The organism is Enterobacter cloacae complex sp. IR5458 (assembly GCF_049238025.1).
Classification (GTDB): domain Bacteria; phylum Pseudomonadota; class Gammaproteobacteria; order Enterobacterales; family Enterobacteriaceae; genus Enterobacter; species Enterobacter kobei.
Genome location: NZ_JBMKIF010000031.1, coordinates 1 through 16,589 on the forward strand (window position 1 = coordinate 1; position 16,589 = coordinate 16,589).

12 protein-coding genes are annotated in these 16,589 nt (G+C 45.1%); 6 read left to right on the forward strand and 6 right to left on the reverse strand.

Going from position 1 to position 16,589, the window contains the following annotated elements; all coding sequences use genetic code 11:
- The first annotated feature begins 480 nt into the window (after nt 1-480).
- The 5 genes from ACOTYN_RS20490 to ACOTYN_RS20510 all read left to right on the forward strand — a co-directional run bounded on the left by ACOTYN_RS20490 (nt 481) and on the right by ACOTYN_RS20510 (nt 5,960).
- Nucleotides 481-1,245, forward strand: a complete 765-nt coding sequence (locus tag ACOTYN_RS20490; protein WP_000277498.1) for a hypothetical protein — start codon at nt 481-483, stop codon at nt 1,243-1,245.
- 80 nt (nt 1,246-1,325) lie between these two features.
- Entirely contained in the window at nt 1,326-2,087 is a 762-nt protein-coding gene (locus ACOTYN_RS20495; protein WP_001167418.1) for a methyltransferase, read from the forward strand.
- A gap of 93 nt (nt 2,088-2,180) precedes the next feature.
- Entirely contained in the window at nt 2,181-2,444 is a 264-nt protein-coding gene (locus tag ACOTYN_RS20500) for a hypothetical protein (protein WP_000149862.1), read from the forward strand.
- A gap of 43 nt (nt 2,445-2,487) precedes the next feature.
- On the forward strand, nt 2,488-3,075 hold the full coding sequence (locus ACOTYN_RS20505; RefSeq protein ID WP_000491820.1) for a hypothetical protein: 588 nt from the start codon (nt 2,488-2,490) through the stop codon (nt 3,073-3,075).
- Nucleotides 3,076-3,539: 464 nt separating this feature from the next.
- Nucleotides 3,540-5,960 (forward strand): Ig-like domain-containing protein, encoded by a 2,421-nt coding sequence (locus ACOTYN_RS20510; protein WP_000681217.1) that lies wholly within the window; start codon nt 3,540-3,542, stop codon nt 5,958-5,960.
- A 2,077-nt stretch (nt 5,961-8,037) separates the two neighbouring features.
- Here the strand turns inward: ACOTYN_RS20510 and repHI2 are convergent.
- Both repHI2 and ACOTYN_RS20520 read right to left on the reverse strand, forming a co-directional pair.
- Nucleotides 8,038-9,126: an IncHI-type plasmid replication initiator protein RepHI2 gene (gene repHI2 / locus ACOTYN_RS20515; protein WP_000159528.1), complete on the reverse strand. Its 1,089-nt coding sequence runs from the start codon at nt 9,124-9,126 to the stop codon at nt 8,038-8,040.
- A gap of 1,107 nt (nt 9,127-10,233) precedes the next feature.
- Nucleotides 10,234-12,690, reverse strand: a complete 2,457-nt coding sequence (locus ACOTYN_RS20520) for an Ig-like domain-containing protein (protein ID WP_001232713.1) — start codon at nt 12,688-12,690, stop codon at nt 10,234-10,236.
- Between the two features lie 372 nt (nt 12,691-13,062).
- Between ACOTYN_RS20520 and ACOTYN_RS20525 the strand changes: the two genes are divergently transcribed.
- On the forward strand, nt 13,063-13,689 hold the full coding sequence (locus tag ACOTYN_RS20525; protein WP_000966518.1) for a hypothetical protein: 627 nt from the start codon (nt 13,063-13,065) through the stop codon (nt 13,687-13,689).
- A gap of 57 nt (nt 13,690-13,746) precedes the next feature.
- Here ACOTYN_RS20525 and ACOTYN_RS20530 read toward each other — a convergent pair whose 3' ends face one another.
- From ACOTYN_RS20530 to ACOTYN_RS20545, 4 genes are read right to left on the reverse strand one after another with little or no spacing between them, the layout of a single operon-like run.
- A complete protein-coding gene (locus tag ACOTYN_RS20530; RefSeq protein WP_000535423.1) occupies nt 13,747-14,028 on the reverse strand; it encodes a hypothetical protein in 282 nt (93 codons plus the stop codon).
- Nucleotides 14,015-14,458, reverse strand: coding sequence for a hypothetical protein (locus ACOTYN_RS20535; RefSeq protein WP_001805248.1), 444 nt, complete (start codon nt 14,456-14,458; stop codon nt 14,015-14,017). The genes ACOTYN_RS20530 and ACOTYN_RS20535 overlap by 14 nt, the downstream gene beginning before the upstream one ends.
- Before the next feature lie 60 nt (nt 14,459-14,518).
- Nucleotides 14,519-14,695, reverse strand: coding sequence for a hypothetical protein (locus ACOTYN_RS20540; RefSeq protein WP_000070862.1), 177 nt, complete (start codon nt 14,693-14,695; stop codon nt 14,519-14,521).
- Nucleotides 14,692-16,383, reverse strand: a complete 1,692-nt coding sequence (locus ACOTYN_RS20545) for a DUF4942 domain-containing protein (protein ID WP_000096325.1) — start codon at nt 16,381-16,383, stop codon at nt 14,692-14,694. Before ACOTYN_RS20545 ends, ACOTYN_RS20540 begins: the two co-directional genes overlap by 4 nt.
- Between the last annotated feature and the right edge of the window lie 206 nt (nt 16,384-16,589).

Here is a 16,589-nt window from a genome sequence, read left to right on the forward strand (position 1 = left end):
ACAAAGTCATCGGGCATTATCTGAACATAAAACACTATCAATAAGTTGGAGTCATTACCGATTCGGCCACTGTTAACAGTGTAAAAGCGAGGTTGAAAGCCAGCTTTGAGAAGGTTTTCAATAGCTGAAAAAAAATCTTTTTTGAGCATCGGTTTCAAAATGGTTTTCCTTTTATGCCCGGTGCCGCCGGGGCGGTGGCGTTAAATATACGCCATGTAAGTAAATTAATTTATACCCATTTGATTGTCAATACAAACAAAAAAACAAACCATGTTTATTATTTTATCAACGATGCTATTTTAAAGTCCGTCTAAAATAAAAAACCAAAAAGTTAAATTTGAAGCCGTCCTTCCTAAATTCATTTCTTGCGCATATTAGCACCCTGCTTTAAGTAAATAATTTTTGAAAAAGTTGTCTGGAGGTTATTAGCTCGTGCATCTGGATTGGTAATATAAAGCCAACACAGAAAAGGAAAACAAAATGTATAAATTAGTATCTCCTCGTGAACTGACTGAGATTATTACCGGTTTACTGCTTAAACCTGAACTCCTTGGTGAGCTGGACTCACCAGAAAAGCATCGGATGTTTATGGCAGATTTAGGCCGCGTGGTGGCCGAACATTGTGGAGGTCTGGTAAACAGCGTCGTCTTGCCAGGAACAGAAGTTACAGTGTCGGATGGGTTACCGCTTAATGGCCAGCCGGTACGTTATCTCGGAATCAAAGAGAACATCCCTCACCTCCTTGTAGAGCCTGATGCTTCCTTACCTTCGCTCGCTAAAAACGTCTGGATGTATGCAGATCCTGAAGGCTGGAAAGAACATTTTGGAGCTGAGGAAGACTGCCTTACTCCTGAAATGATGCAGCTGTTCCGTAAAGGTATCCAGGCTCTTCAGAAAGAGCATGACACCCCTGAAATTAGCCTCACACTTCAGGACTGGCGCCTGGAGGAGGAAACACTGCCAGAAGAGGACAGTCAGGCCTATCAGGTCAGCGTTACCGGCCAACATAACATCCACTGTGAAGTTGTTAACAAGGAAGGTAACCCCTGTTTTGGTGTCATGTTCGAAATCGATCAGGGTGTGCCTGCCTTACACATCAACACCGGCGGGGATATGTTGCTCCACATTCATTGCGCCCATAACGGACTCGTTCTGACCCCTGATGCAAGCGGTCAGCGATTTGATAAGGCTCCCGTTGACCGCTTCTCTTATAACAGCCCATCCCTGCTGTTGTCTGCCGACTAACCAAGGCCAAATCTGAATTGTCCCGTTTAAGTAACCAACCCGCTGCCGCCAGGCGGGTAAATCCTCTTAATGGAGTTTTAATGCAAATCTCAACTGAAGTTCTGAACGTCTTATCTCGCTGCCGTGCTGAAGGGAACTTTCTTTTCCTGGCCGACCAGCTCGACCGCAGCATTTATGTTAAGACAAACAAAGTGCTCGAAGCCGCCGGTGGCAAATGGAACCGAAAAGAGCAGGCACATATTTTTACGGCGGATGCAGCTGAGCGTATCGAGCAAATCATTCTGACAGGTTCGGTTGACATCCCACGAGATCTGTTCAATTTCTTCCCTACACCTGAGAATTTAGTCACAGATATGGTTCTACGCGCTGAACCAGCTGCCGGGGAGCGTGTACTGGAGCCAGAGTTTGGTGATGGCCGCATTCTGAAAGCCTTAAAACTGGCGGCTCCGGATGCATTGATTACCGGGATCGAATTGAACGATGAGCGATTCCTTGCAGTGAAGAACGATAGTGTCCTTAGCACAGGAGTCGAGCTGGTGCATACCGACTTTCTTGGGTACCAGCCCGATGAAACTTTTGATGTTATCGTTATGAATCCACCATTCCTTAAACGCTCTGACGTTAAACAAGTCATGCATGCCATCGCAATGCTCGCTAAGCGAGGTCGCTTACAGGCCATTCTGTCAGCTGGGGTATTGTTCCGGGAAGACACACTGACAAAAGCGCTCAGGGAGCGAGTCAAACAACTTGGCGGACAAATTTCGCCTCTTCCGGATGATACATTTAGGGAGTCCGGAACAAAGGTCAAAACAGCCCGCCTTGAAATTGATCTTCGCCGCTAACTGACAAGCAACCGGAAAGAAATCTTAATACGAGTAGCCGGTTAAAGTTACCTGACCGGCTTAACTGACTAAATCAATAAAGAGTGAACAGAAATGACGCATACTGCCGTTTCTCAGGCTAATAGTGCTTTGCAGCTACCCACGGTGGAGCATGTCTACGCTCTTCTGAAAGCAAATTGTAAACCTGACCGCTTTGACGGGCGTGACGGACCCGTGTGGGGCCAGGAATACTCGTGGAATCTGGCAAAAGATCGCTTACAGGATCTGGAGAAATACGGTAAGGCATATGTCTCCCGTCATGAAGACCGTATGGGGGAAGGATTTAGTTTTGGTCCTGACCTGTTAATTATTCGCTAACGCTCCTAATGCCTGATGATATGGTAAGCACAACTGGAAAAATATGTTTTCAAAGCCTATGACCACTTTCACACCAGAACGTATTGAACAAATTTTGGAATTTGCCGAGGGTAGTAACCCAAGCGAAGCAATGAGTCTCAGAGCTGACGAAGTTGCTGTACTGGCACGTATTGGAAAGGCAGTTATGTCGATTGCGCCTGTTTATCAGTGCGAGTTTTGCCACCATGACGCAACCGGGCAACTTCAGTGGCACTGGGAAGATGTGAACAAAGCTTTTTATGATAAATACGATCCAGACAGACGCGGAAGACGTCGAATCCTCTATACCGCCCCGCCGATGCCTTTAGTTTCGGCTGACCTGCTTAACATGGCTTCATCTGCTATTGAAGACTTGCTCACTAACAAAGACAGAAGTGGTGCGGGAATGTGGAATGACATTCCAGAACAGCTACGACGCGCAGCAGAACTGGTAATGGATAATAGCCGGGCCGCTGAAACAGAAGCGATGCTGATGCGTCTTTATGTAGAATGTGACACAGGTGAGCGCAGGGGCAACGGCACTCAATCTGGCGTAGCAATGCCTTCTTGGCAAACCGTTGAAGAGGCACGTGTGTTGCTAGGGGTGAAATGATGCAGTTCTCGCCAGGGCAGTTTGTAATTCACAACAAGAAGCGCCTTGCGGAACGAAGGTAGACGTACTGACTGAGGTTCACTCCCCTCTCGACTGGTGGCGTAATGCCGCCAGGTTTTGATTCATATATGCCGTCCGTTAACGCATTTATATCTGACATACCTAATTTATCCTGATTCTTTTTTACACAAAGTAAAAGCATCACTTAATGCGATATGTGGATGCCGATAGTTTCAGGCTAATGTTATAAGTTTTGCAATCGTTGCCAGTTTGGACACCACAGAAATGTCAGATGTAATTCCAAAAAGAAAGATTTCCGTCCTGAACGCACAATAAGGTTTGTCGAAAGGCAAATTATAGATTTGTAATTTCGAGCACCATATGGAGAAGTTTTTTATACTTTTACGAACATAGTGACCTTTAGGAAAAGCTTAAAATAACACCAAACCTAAAGGGGAATAAGAATGAAACATCTCGCTTTTATTACTGCTGTAGCCGGACTCGGTATGTCTGTTCAGGCCCCAGCTCAGATATATGAATCGGCCTTTAAAGACACGAACGGTATTGAGATCCACGCCCCGTCTTCTCGTCTTATGCTTAATCCGGCATCACCGGTAACTTTGACACTTATTTCAGGTCTTGATCGTTTCGTTAATGTCAAAGTCACGAAAGACACTGGAACTGTCATTCTTAATACTACGACTACACGGACGGGTGTATCAGACCGACTAACAGCTGCTGACGGTAGTGAGTTCTACGGCAAAAAAGTAACTTTGCCTGCTTTGGGTGAAGGCAAATTTGTCGTTCAGATAAACGTGTTAGATCTCAATCAGAAGCCTGTAGCGACCTATAACTATAACTGGCTAATTGATGTCACCCCTCCAGCGGCAAATGCTCTTACCGCTAATACTGGTTCTGGCTCTACCGCTGGTGACGTGTGGAAGCTTGGATTAGAGGCAACGGGGCAGTATGACTTCACCTCTTCGGGCGTAAGTGATGCAAATGGTATTGATAAGGGCCTAATATATATTTACAGGCAGGACGGTAGCCTCTACAGCACTACACAGATGCAGTATGACGTATCCGGCCAAAAGATGTACCACACTTACTCTAAGAATTCAGTTAAGGGAACCGGAATACCAGACAGCAACCTGGATGAAGACTTTACTGCAAAAGTTGTTATCTTCGATAACGCAGGTAATAGCCGAACGCTGCCAACTCAAAAATTTCGCTACGACAACACGCTGGGTGAGATGACACTGTGGGCCGTTCATGATCCAAATACGTCTTCCAGCGTCGTACCCGGGGTTTCTAATTATCCGGCTTACAAAGCCGGTATGGTCGTTAACGAAAACCCTATTCGATTAGTCTACCGGATCCCAAAATCTAACTACCGTGCTTATTCAGAAGGTGGGCTTCAGTTCATCAATCAATATTCCGCCCCCAAAGAGATAGCTGTAGACAGCACTTATGCTTATGTTGAAATGACTCTTCCCTATGGCTCAATTAATGGGGATATGGCTCGTATGGCGAACTTTGGCCAGTGGGGAGGGTATTATCCGTCATACAGCCTCGTTCTAAACCCATCTGCAAACCAAACGCCTGCATTTGCGGGTACCTGGGTAGATTTCCTCGATGATAAGGGGAACTGGGTTAAGTGGAAGGATTTTGAGAGTGTGGCTTCATCACGACTGCCAATTAAAATTTCCCGACTTCGTTTTAACGTTGAAGCCCGGCCCTTTGCACAAGAGATCGGCGGTAAGGCGACCTGCACCATTCCGGCAGGAAAAACCTCGTGTGAAGCGCCTGAGACGTTTGATATGGCCTTGGGTACCCAGGGCTACAATAGGATCCTTTACTTCGTTCGCAGCATCAGCAATCCCATTTTGCGGTCTGAGCAATGGATTATGACACGCTGGAACAATAAACAACTGCCGGTAATAAACTCGATATCATATGACGAGACTAACAAGCAGCTGGATGTACTGGCGTCACTTGAAGGCGATGGTAACTGGTTCGACTCGGTCTCATTGAGGGAATTTTATCTTTCCGATAAGAACACCGGTACCCGGATGTCACCCACAGGCGTAATCAAATCTCGTATCTCAGGTAACTACACGATTGCTTATGATTTATCCCGTCAGTCTGAAGGAAAATACAACGTTGAGGTCAACATCAGGGACTTCTTCCAGAACCAGACCAATAAAACTTTCGGAGAAATTGCTCTGGATAACACTCCTCCGACAGTGGCCATAACATTCGACGGAAAGCCGGTAAAAGACGATACGGTAGTGTACGGCCTGGAGAACCTCAGGATCGCTCTGGCAGATAATCTGACAACCCCGAGGATAACCCGTCTTCAGCTCGTAGGTGGCCCCACAGCTGATAACGTTGAGCTTACGTGGTCACCGGCAGGCAAAGATACATACATGCCTGAGTATCCGAGGCTGTTCCCAAATTTCGAACCATCTGAAAATTATTCAATTAGCGTAACAGTTGCCGATAGTCAGTCGAATACCAAAACCTATACTCAGAAGTTCAGTTATCTACCGAATAACCTTGTGCAGTTACATAATCTACGCACATTATCGGTCAGTTCGCCTCTCAAAACGACAGATGGCGTACCCCTTGCGTACCTGTCCACTAACGTTCTGCGTAAGACAAATGGAGAAATTGCTAAAGGGGTCCAGAACGCAACGCTGACTGTGCGGAAGGATGCAGCCTTCGGTATTAAATTTAACGGGGCACAGGCGGCTCCAGGTGAGTCAGTTGAGGTGCAAATAGATATGGGCCAGGGGGATAATCTTCTGTTACCCGTTTATCCTTCCGAAAATGGGAAAGTTGGCACCTCAGAATTCATGATTCAGATCGACGAGTTGAAGTAACTACCCGGAGCCGACAGTAAAACTGACGGCTTCAATTTTACTGCCCTCCTTGACTCCGATCAGCCAGTACGTCTTCAGAGATTCGCAAGGAAGAACCGAAAGAAAAGTTACTTTAATCGTACGTTTCCAGCGATGCTTTTAAAAGACAATGCACACTCGTTGATTACGACAATGGGAGTGAGTGTCGAAACCCTTGAGTAAGGATACCCGGTAAATATACAGCCCCGGGGATCCTCTTCCTTCAACCGGGGATGACAACGGTAGTGAGTCCGGCAACTCACTCCCGTTGTCACTTCTCTGACATATCGTCATACGAGCTTACTCAAGTGCATCCACAAAGATGGGATCGTTTTGAATCTAAACTGGTACTGGTTAGCCAGTCACTTGCATCTATTCCCCCGTCGATACTTAAGTGACAATTGTAGTGATCTGCAATACTGGTGTCTCAGAAACACTGACGACGGTAGAGACTCAATACCCTAACCCCTGACAACAGGAGTGAGCTTAGAGGTGTTACGCTGCTGTCACTTAATGCTTGGGAATTGCCTGACTCACAACCATTGTCATCCGGAGCTACTGATTAACGTTGAACCGCTGGACTTTAATGACAGTGGTAGTGATGGATAGGCTCATTTCCATTGTCGTCATTTTATCGGACAAGCCTCTTCGTCCTACAGGTTTAAGCTGACAATGGTAGTGATTGGATGATCTCACTACTGTTGTCACTCAGTTCTTTGAGCGGACCCTTCCCTCGGTTGGTCGGCATTAACAACGGTAGTGACTCGATTGGCTCACTGCCATTGTCATCGTGTAAATGACGTACCTTATCAGCTCAGCTGAAAGCAATGACAACGGAAGTGACTCTAATTGCTCACTGCCATTGTCGTCGTGTCTATTGAGAGCCTTATCAGTGCACCTGAAAAGCAATGACAACGGTAGTGATTCTAATGGCTCACTACCGTTGTCACCGTGTGTATTGAGAGGATGGTCCACTTAACTGGACGTCTATGACAATGGTAGTGACTTTAATAGCTCACTACCATTGTCGGCGTGTGAATTGAGAGGATGATCAGCTCAGCTGTACGGCCATGACAATAGTAATGACTTAATGAGCTCACTACCGTTGTCACCCTGTTAATTAAGAGGCTCATCTGCTCTTCTGGAAGGCTATGACAACGGAAGTGACTTGCTGGGCTCAGTGCCATTGTCGCCGTATGAATTGAGAGGATCATCCGCTCTTCTGGATGGCAATGACAACGGTAATGACTTAATAGGCTCACTACCGTTGTCATCCTGTAAGTTAAGAGGTTGATCTGCTCAACGGGACGACTATGACAACGGTAGTGACTTGCTGGGCTCACTACCATTGTCACCCTGTGAATTGAGAGGTAGATCCGCTTAACCAGACGTCCATGACAACGGTAGTGACTTTCTGGGCTCAATACCGTTGTCACCCTGTGATTTAAGAGGTTGACCCGCTCTACTGGACGGCCATGACAACGGTAGTCACTTTCTGGGCTCACTACCGTTGTCGCCACATAGAATGAGAGGAGCATCAGCTCAGCTGAACGGCAATGACTACAGTAATGAGCTGGATGAAGCATAACCATTGACATCTGGCCCAACCGGAAGCCGTATTCGCCAATCCAATCGAGATTCACAATGGCCGTGACTCGCCGCATTAAGTTCCGGTGTCCTCCCAAAGCTGAACGCACACTCGGAGGACAATGACAATGCCAGTAAGGTACACATCATTACCATTGTCACTATAGCTACCAGAGAAGCCGGGATTTGAATGTCGATGGTAGTGAGTGGGTCAACTCACTGCCATTGTCACCCCGTTACGATATTTTCCGTTGGATGTACTGGCCAATGAAGTAAAGCGTAGAAACCGGGTGTTAACAGGTGACTCAGGAGAAAGCGTTGAATTCGCAATCTCGATCTACATAGGGTGGTAGAGAACAATGACAACGGTAATGACTTTTGACTCATTACCGTTGACGTGAAAGAGCGGGCTGGGACTAACGAAAATCGAAGAAGTAATTTAGCACCCGGAGCCTGAACCGCCGGGTTAACTTTAGCTGGCGTTGCTGTTCTTTTTCTGGCTTCGAAGACTACGAATATAGCGCAGTTCTTCAGCGGTTAAATCATGGACGGTAAGAACATCATCGCCGTCTATCGGGTCAGCTGGTGGGCATAACTCACCTTCTAAAACAGAAGACCCTGAGTTCTCTTCTTCATCTTCAACCACTTCTAAAGGAGGCTGAGTATTGTTCAAATTCAGATCGGGATCCCGCTTATGAATCTGGAAGTATACTTTTCCGTCTTTCTTAATTTCGGTGTACTGGAGGTATCCTATCGATGCCAACTCTTCAAGAGCCTTTCTCACGGTAGCATTCTGACTATTTGCTCGTGTTTTGAGGTTCAGACGATTTTTCAGCCGAGTAAGGGATATCGGTATAGGATTTGGCGGTAATGACTCTATGAACGTATAGAGAGCCTGGGCGCTTTCCTTCTTGGCCAACTCCTTAATTGCCTTCAGCTGCATCAAAACCTTATGATCGTATTGATAGAGCTCGAAAATCTTAGGATCAACCTGAAGGACAACCTGATCTGATTCCGGGTCTAACAGGGCAGACTGTACCAGATGCGTTGTATAGACTTTGGACGAGTTATTACTGGTGAACGACAAGGTAACGGATGCTAACCTGCGTAAGGAGGCGTCTATACGTTTTCTGGACGCTGTAGATGAGCGATAATTTTCAGGCGTACATAGCTTGAGGAATTCAGTGAATTTTAAGCTTATCGTGTCATTGTTAATCGGATGATTGGCATAGGTTCGAATGATGCCCATCCACGTCTTAAAATCTACTGACATATCAAGACGCTCACCGACAATTGAAATATTGGTGAACCCCTCGCTCTCCATTAAAGAGAGCGTCTGTAACTCTTTCGTTGCGTCAAAGCCAACCGTTTTATATTCCCGATTTTGACGCCCCACACTCTTTGGTGATGGGACGAACAGCCCGAGCCGCATCAAAGCAATAGACTGCACCGTACGGTTGCTGTTAGGACGCAAAATGATGTCTTTACCTGATTCTTTCTCTCTAACAGAGAAAGCCCTGGTGACCAGGTCCTGCTGCTCAGTATCTTTCTCTTTAGTCATAATAAGTTATCACTGAATGTGTAAACAGATTGGTGAATAGTAAGCCCCAGCGAACTCTATGTCACTGGATGGATCATTGTGATGATCCATATCTGTGCATAAGTTCTACCTAAAAAAACGACTCCACTCATTAAAACTTGGCAAAAACTCTTTGCATACAATGACCTGCAACTCTTATCAACAACGGATCAGATCAAGTTAAAAAGATCTAATGAAAAGTCACTACTATTGTCGCTCTGATCACTACTGATGTCAAAAAACTCATTACCAACGTTATAATAATCACTACCAATGTCAAAATAATCACTACTGTTGTCACTGATCACGTCTCAGGCCTTGTGCCGTCTGGCCTGGAGGCAGCGGGGATCTCTTTTGATCTATCAGGAACACTAAGGTACTAATTATTGGAACTACCTTGTGGAAAATGGGGATAAATAAATGCTTAGTTCTTATACAGGTCTCAACTTGCCTCCCTGATAAAAACTGTCGTCAAAGCTAAATCACAGCCACAGGCATTTTCGGTGGATAAATTTTTGAGAAATAGAAGCATACATGCAGACTCGTGTCGCAAGTAATTGAAAGTAATAATTTATTTAAATAATGCGAGTCACCTTACCTTACAGTGGAAGTTTAAGTCTAACCTCACTACCATTGTCACTTAAAATCATTACCAACGTCGAAATAGTCTCTACCATTGTCTTTTAAGTCACTCCCGTTGTCACTTATGTCGCTACTGTTGTCAGTGACAATGCTCCAGCCCAGTAACCATGCGGCCTACAGCGTACCGGGATCTTCTTTGTACTCTCTGGCACCTTTGGGATCATTTATTGGATCTACATGAGGGATAAAATCTTTTGACGATTTCGTAGTGCAGTTATACCAGCGACTTAGCAAGACAAAAGCTGCAATTTAGTGACGAGTTACTAGTCTGCCCAACAAGAGCAATGCAGAGAAGATATGTGGTGAAATGACCATGGTAGTGAGTCTAATCACTACCATGGTCCGCAGTAAGCGTTACTTACGCAATGAACGTCGGACTGATTTGCAACAACATGGGCTACGGCGCATCAGAAGACGGCCGTTGTGCTTCAGCAAAACAGCCCTGCTTTATTTTAATTCTTCAATGTTAATCATGAACTCAGATCTGCCTGTAAGGCCGGATACAGCAGGGAAAATAGGAAAGCTACGGCTGTCCCCGAGCCCCAAATCCAGTTGAAGCTCTTTGCTTTCACCTGGCATCGCAGAAACACCATTTACAGTCACGCCGAATGCAGCGTCCTTACGGACAGTAAGCACTGCGTCCTGAAGCCCTGTAGCGATTGAACCATCCTTTTTACGCAGCTGGCTGGCATACAGAACAGCCAGAGGAGTATTGTCAGATGTTTTGAGAGAAGCATTGACAGCTAAGGTTTTCAGATTCTCTAGCCTGACGAGATTGTTTGGAAGGTAGTTAAATTCGACTGAGCTTTCTTTAACGTTGTTCATCTCATCTTTGGCCTGAACTGTGAGAGTGTATGTTTCGCCTTCATTAAGAGACGGAAAGATCTTGGGATAATTAGGTGCATACAGGTTGTTTCCCAGATTCACCCAAGACAATTCCACCGCATCAGAAACAGGGCCACCGCGAAGAGTCATACGGCTTAAGGATGGTTTAGTTAGAGCATCGGTGAGCTGTATACGGACGTTCTCCAGCCCATATACTGTTACGTTTTTGCTGATCGGTTTTCCTTCGTAGCTAATACTTACAGATGGTGCTGTATTATCAACGACAACAGTTTGATAAGGGAGGTTACCGGTATTGTTGAATGTATCTTGGGCATTAATTACCACGTTATAACTGCCTTCTGGTACCTCTTTCATGTTGAACTCATACGTGTAGTTCCCAGACGCCATATTTCTACCTGTTTGTTTGCCGGTTACGCTTATTTCTGCGTTGTTACGGTTTTTATCTGACAACCAAACTCGATTTACATAAACATGGTCGAAATATGAACCATCTCCAGGTTGATTCACGTAAACCTGGAGAATGTTGGTGGTTTCAATGTAATCAAATCCAGTGACGGAGGGACCCAGTGTATGCCAGGCTATATTCTCCCATATAGGGGCAAAGAAGGTTGCTTCGGTGGTTGACCTTACTTCATAGCCACTATGAAGATAGCCGGTAGTGCCATTTATAATATCCTGGGGCAAAGAGACGGTACAGGTTGTTGAGCCAGCTGGAATACTGCATGTTGCTCCGCCAGTGATTTTTTGATCATATGGCCTAGCCTGTACATTGAACCGGATATTAGTAAGTTTTATAGGCATATCAGATGCCTTGAACAGGTTCCAGTTTACGCTGTTGAACCATGTTCCATCAGCCTTTTGTCGTTCTATGGGTGAACTTCCCCAAGCCGGACTCTTTACAGAGGCAGGATCCCAGTTGAGCCAGCTGGCATACTGACCAAGATCTCCTCCAGACCATTGATATGTATTCACAGGTCTATAGTAGTTTCCATCTAAGGCACCCTGTGGCAGCTTAACTTCCACGTAGACATAGGTGGCATCTTCGGAAAGGACCTGTACTCCGCCATAGTTATTGGTAATGCTCATGCCACCATTTCGATATGGCTTCCAGTTAGTTCTTGGGATACGTATAACCAACTTGTAGGGGTTTTCCAGCACTGTAAGGCCTCGTTTAAACGGGACGTATCCCGAAGAAATGCCGGGTACAACACTGGTGCTTACACGTGAGTCATGAACTGCAAATGGCGTAAATTCTCCCATTTGATCGTCATATAAAAACCGCTGGGGAGGAATGTTAAGCGTATTTCCTGCCAGGTCCGTAACGATGAAATTGAAGGTGAATTCTTCATCAAGATCACTTGAGGGCATGCCAGCCTGGGTGTTCATATCTTTAATCCACGGATAGAACGCACGTTTATTGGCTGTGTCATAACTCAGGTTATTGTCGGAGACCACAGAACCATTACTTCGTTTAATGACAAGACGGATCTTGGCAATTCCACTAGCATCCTCAATACCGTCTGCAAATATAGAAAACTGGCCACTACCGCCTCGGCCCAACTCCCAAAGTGGCCCAGAAAGTACCATGTCGTAACCTGCGTTTTGACTCGGATAAATACTCTTATAGCGTGGAGGAGTTGTATCAACGATGAAATGATAAGTAGATGTGCTCACTACAGTCTGGCGAATATCCAGAGTTTCATTGACTACAGTAAAGGTCCCTTCTCCGAGCGCCGGTAGAACCATATCCTTTCCATAGTATTCTGTTCCATCGGCAGCAACGATACGATCTGCAACGCTCGTTTTGGTCGAGACGGAGGAATACATAACCTTTTTATCGCTGTCTCGTGTGACCGTCACTCGCTCGTACCGATCAAGACCCGATATCAAGTTCAGAGTCAAAACACCAGCGGGATTAAGATATGTTTGTGTTGCAGGCTTAATATTCCGAACAGCCTTATTGGTATCTGTAAATGAGTAGCTAAATACCTGAGCATGTGCCGAAGATACAGTAGCAAGGGCAGTTGCAACCATGCAGCCAATTAGAGTTTTACGCATATGATGCTCCGGGAATAGGTTATAGCCTTATTCTACGGATTCAGCCTACAAGGTCCGGTCGGATAAAGTGATAATTTGCCTGTTAAAAGAGACATCAAGTGAGAAAGCAACCAACGTACAGAATGCAAAATGGCGGCAGTGCATCTGGATGACGCAAAAGTAACTTTTTGTACCCACTTTTTTGGATTTTAGCCTTCAAAATGAGTATTCAACCAATCATAAAAGTAACTTTTGATAGACGCTGCTCCTTTATGTTTGCCAATTGTGCTGATATGTTTTTAAATTCAAGGAAGCGAGATTTTAAAAGCATCTGTTGAGTCAAATTTATGTAAAATAACAGGGTAACCATCACTTCTAGGTTGAGGAAACCCAATGTTATACATGCTCTTATGCTGTTTTCTGATGCTCAACAGTACATTCGTTATGTTCAGAGCAATGTCTGCAATAAGTAAAGGATCCGCTAAAGAAAACCGGTCTGAAATATCGCTGATAGTCCTAGCAACACTTGGAATTGCATCACCATTCATTGTCGCAATGATTACTATTAATGAAAGTATGACATCTAAAACAGTAACAGATTTTTCTTTGGGTGCTCAGTGGTCCGGAATGGTTTCAGCGGTAGCGCTAATGGGGTTATATGCTCGACGCGTTTGGAAAGAGAAGAAGTCCTTATTTACTGGCGCTTTCCTGGCCTCTTCCTTAATGGCCTTTATTTTTACTGACAGCCTTGTTTTCGTATCCCAGAAGGACACCGGCGTTCTGGCTACTTTCGTACTCGATAAAAACGCTGGAGATATTGATTGTAGTCGCCCGGCTATGATTGTCCATTACAGTAAAGGTGTTCCAACGGACTGGCGTTGCCCAACCAGTATCATGTTGATGGCGTATTCTTCATATCCTTTTTTACCTTGGCCTGAGTATAGCCATGGTACCAGCCAGTCTCTTACGGTTGTTATTGATACATTTATGGAAAACGCTGTTAATCTCAGTCAAAAATAATAAATAAACCTCTCTAGTGAGAGGTTTTATAAACCTGAGCCACCAATCTAATTAACTCTATATTTTTGTTTTAGCTTTTTTAAAGGTAGACTTACCGAATAAAACAGCAATTATAGAGCAAAGGCCTGGCGTTAGGACAAAAGCTAATAATGCACTGCCAAAACTTGTCATTTCAGGCACCACGAACCAGCTGATAGGCCACGTCAGGGCAGGTAAATTTAGCGGATCATAAAGCGCATGTAGAGCGCTTAACACACAGTAAAGTGCTAAAAAGCAAACTAGATAAACAACGATCCACATTTTAATTTGCTCAGCAATTTCAAATTTAGGACTGCCCATGCTTTACCTCAGTGGCTGAATATTGATGGTTAATATCTTTAATCACCCGTAAGCACTTAGTGCATACCTTAGTTCGATTTGTCTGCTTGTCCAGAGTGTATTTAACTTCAAGTTGACCTCCAGCATTAAGCAAAGTGAGCATCTCATCTTCTAACACGCTTCGGTAAATGGTCTTGTCCGAGAGTGTGCCCGGTAACGAGTACTCAACATAATTGTTTGAAACTCTTACCGATTTAGGGATTTTACCACTGAGCTGGATTTCATTCGTTGAAGGCATTACAGTTACTTTAATCACAGTTGCCGGTGACCAGAAATCCTGATAACGCACTTTATGAATTTTATCAGCTCTAAGGCCTAACCACACATTTCCGGCGATAAGAACAATAAGCAATCCATAAACTGATCGTCGAATGTTACGCCTTTTAATCACAATGTCCCCCATCCCTCAAATATCATTCTAAATAACTGCACCAGGATATCATGAGCGTAATTAAAAGAATTCTTCATAACCGGGGTTTTCAGTTGAGTTTGCGGACTCTTTACTTTGCGGTTTCTCGCCCTCTATTTGAGTATCCCTGACAGGTTTGGATTTACCCATGCTCCTCTGAAAGGTATCCATAACAAACTCAATATCTTCTTCTGGCAGGCTGGTGGGTTGGTTGCTCATAGGACTTCCTCTTGTTGAATACGTTCGGCGTACAGGATGCGAACCGAAACGGTCGTGTTTTCAAACTCGTTCTCAAAAACGTCCATCCATTCCGTCCGGAATTCTTCCCCCAGAAGGTTATCGAGCCCCTGAAGAGATAATGGAAGAACGGCTGCTAGAGATCCCCCGGCTGCGAGATGAGATGCAGCTGCCTGGAGATGCAGCCTGGCCCGGTTATCGGCAAAAGGTGGGTTCATCACGACATAATCAAACTTCTTCTGTTGATTAGACTTAGACCATGTGAGGAAGTCAGCTTCTGTCGTATCGTATCCCTTAGCCCGGGAGATAAGGCAATTCAAAGTATCAAGCTCGATGCCAGTAACGATCACACCGGCAGGGAATGATTTAAGCAAATCCGCATGGCCAATATTAGGCTCCAGGAGGGTATCCCCTTCCCCTGCACCGAGCAGGGAATATACATATTCGCTGATTCGGCAAGATGAAGGGTAAAACTGATGCGATACAATATCAGGCATCTCCCCTATCTGGCCGATGTAACGAATAACCTCACACGGATCATAGGAAAATGTCACATCGTATTTTGTTACTGTTGCCCCTAAGAACCGAAGGGTGTCAGCGGCAACACTCGAAGATTTGCGTTCGGCGAGAGACCCTAAAGATGTCCAGCAACTCCATTTATTGTCCCCGTCATTTTTAAACATTAGTTCAGAAAGCTGCATCCGGGTATCAAAGTCGATGCACTGCTTAAGTACAGGGAATGCCTCCAAAGATTTCTTGCTATGAGCCATGCGGTCGGCAGGTAATGCCAGCGGTACGATAGCTGATAAAATATTGTTAAGCCGCTCGGCGATATCAGGGTGGACGTCAATATGCATTGATCCATTTTTGTAAACCCTGAAACGAATACTGTTGCCATCGATGCAGATCCATTTTCTGAACCCCTCATGTTCGACCAACGCCTCAACCAATGATTTGGTGTTATGGATCGCCTTCACCTGTTCGCCACGGAAGAATGCGCATATAACGCGGAGCTCGCTCAGTGGTGAAATGCCAGACTCTTTAAAATCCACCCTTAATTTCTGCCAGGGGTATTTAGACGGCTCGCAAACTCCGGTAGTGATCATGCGGGTGGAGAACCCAAAAGCTTTGTTTGTCTTATGACTGCGGCTCAGAGACTGGAAGACGTCGTAAACCCTTTCTTTAATAAATTGATTGCGGTCATTAAGCAAAGCAACGACTGTGCCTACTACAGCGTCAGCTGTGAAATCAGGGATCACCTGAGGCGGCATAATATAGCGGTCGGCCGTAAACTGCTTATCCCATTCGTTACGTTTGGCATCCGACATGATAGGCAAAACATCAGTGAGTGCCATAACGCGTTTCCAGTATTCAGATCTCAGAGCGTTTTCCGCGAACAAGGCATCCGCTTCAGAGATACTGTGGTTGTAGCCTGAGAGATAAGAATAAAGTTTCTGGTGATTGTGGGTTTTGAACTGGACAGCCATGTGTTTCAACAAGCAGAGTTCATCATTATAGGACTCAACAAGATCCGCGATAATGCCGAGCTCTTTGCGCATATCTGGAAGAAATGTTTCAGAAGAGCTAACCACCAGGCTATGAGAGGTTGTTAAAGCCAGTACGCTGTGACCTGCATTATCGGGTTTAGCTTCAGAATCAAGAGATGACATTTTACCGGTCCTTTAGAAAAAACTTTTACCAGGATAGCAACGTCGCTCTGTAACCTAATAGGTTCAGTGACACGAAAAAGTTTTTTATGTCTCTGAATAAAACTTAAAGATGTCAACTCATAGAAAGAAGCAAAAAAAAAGCCCCGCATAAACGGGGCAAGAACGATACATGGAGGTTTAAAAAAGGCGGGCAAAAAGCCTGAATC

Coding starts and splice junctions, on each gene's coding strand:
- ACOTYN_RS20525 (WP_000966518.1), top strand. CDS start 13,063: ATGTTATACATGCTCTTATGCTGTTTTCTGATGCTCAACAGTACATTC.
- ACOTYN_RS20545 (WP_000096325.1), bottom strand. CDS start 16,383: ATGTCATCTCTTGATTCTGAAGCTAAACCCGATAATGCAGGTCACAGC.
- ACOTYN_RS20505 (WP_000491820.1), top strand. CDS start 2,488: ATGTTTTCAAAGCCTATGACCACTTTCACACCAGAACGTATTGAACAA.
- ACOTYN_RS20510 (WP_000681217.1), top strand. CDS start 3,540: ATGAAACATCTCGCTTTTATTACTGCTGTAGCCGGACTCGGTATGTCT.
- ACOTYN_RS20540 (WP_000070862.1), bottom strand. CDS start 14,695: ATGAGCAACCAACCCACCAGCCTGCCAGAAGAAGATATTGAGTTTGTT.
- ACOTYN_RS20490 (WP_000277498.1), top strand. CDS start 481: ATGTATAAATTAGTATCTCCTCGTGAACTGACTGAGATTATTACCGGT.
- repHI2 (WP_000159528.1), bottom strand. CDS start 9,126: ATGACTAAAGAGAAAGATACTGAGCAGCAGGACCTGGTCACCAGGGCT.
- ACOTYN_RS20500 (WP_000149862.1), top strand. CDS start 2,181: ATGACGCATACTGCCGTTTCTCAGGCTAATAGTGCTTTGCAGCTACCC.
- ACOTYN_RS20520 (WP_001232713.1), bottom strand. CDS start 12,690: ATGCGTAAAACTCTAATTGGCTGCATGGTTGCAACTGCCCTTGCTACT.
- ACOTYN_RS20495 (WP_001167418.1), top strand. CDS start 1,326: ATGCAAATCTCAACTGAAGTTCTGAACGTCTTATCTCGCTGCCGTGCT.
- ACOTYN_RS20530 (WP_000535423.1), bottom strand. CDS start 14,028: ATGGGCAGTCCTAAATTTGAAATTGCTGAGCAAATTAAAATGTGGATC.